We start from the raw sequence: 937 nt of genomic DNA on the forward strand, positions 1-937 counted from the left end.
TGAACCCGGCGTATGCAGGGTACCGTGGTGGGACGAGTATAAACGGGATCTACCGTCGTCAGTGGACGGGTTTCCCGGGCTCGCCGCAGACGGCGGCGCTGACGGCCGACTGGCTGATGCCGGGTCGCGACGATCGGGTAGCGATGAGCGCGCGGGTGATGACCGATGAACTGGGAGCAGAGCAGACCGAGTCCTTCTGGCTGGGCTATACCTACCGGCTGCCGATGAACAGCGAGGATACCAAGCGCCTGTGTTTCGGCCTGGAGGTGGGAGTGAATCAGTATTCGCTGGACGGAAGCGTTTTCCAGTATGTGGATGAGAACGATAACTACATCCCGGTGGGCAAAGTGAGTAAGGTCAAGCCGGACGCCAACTTTGGCGTTTATTACTACACGCCGACCTGGTATCTGAGCGCCTCGGTCAGCAGCCTGTTCTCGGTAAACGAAACCAAGTTCTACAACTGGAATAACCAGCTGGTGCAGACCCTGCGCCAGTCGCCGCACGCTTACTTTGGTGCTGGGACACTGATCCGGGTGAACGACTTTTTCAAGCTAAAGCCGACGGCGCTGTGGAAGGAAGACTTCAAGGGACCGAGTAATTTCGACTTCAATTTGTTTGCTGTGCTGGGCGATGTAGTATCGGTGGGAGCCTCCTACCGGACCTCGTTCAACATGTGGCACAAGAGCAACCTGCAGAGCGACCTGGAGCAGCAGGACGCCGTATCGGTGATCGCTGAAGTGTATCCAACAAACTGGCTGAGGCTGGGCTATGCCTATGACTTCACCACCAGCCAGCTGAGCAATTACCAGAACGGTACCCATGAGATCTCCATCGGCCTGCTGCTTCCGTCCAAACAACGCCGTGCTGTTTCACCCCGTTTTTTTTAACCTGAACCGCTATGAAACGATTAATCAACAAAACATATAAGAAGATAACT

Annotated in this window: 1 protein-coding gene; it reads left to right on the plus strand. The window is 55.4% G+C overall.

From position 1 onward, the window contains the following. The coding region (locus GS399_RS20550) for a PorP/SprF family type IX secretion system membrane protein (RefSeq protein WP_160846538.1) at positions 1–887 on the plus strand (887 nt) is incomplete at its 5' end. Between the last annotated feature and the right edge of the window lie 50 nt (positions 888–937).

This window comes from Hufsiella arboris (assembly GCF_009834875.1).
GTDB classification, from domain to species: Bacteria; Bacteroidota; Bacteroidia; order Sphingobacteriales; family Sphingobacteriaceae; genus Hufsiella_A; species Hufsiella_A arboris.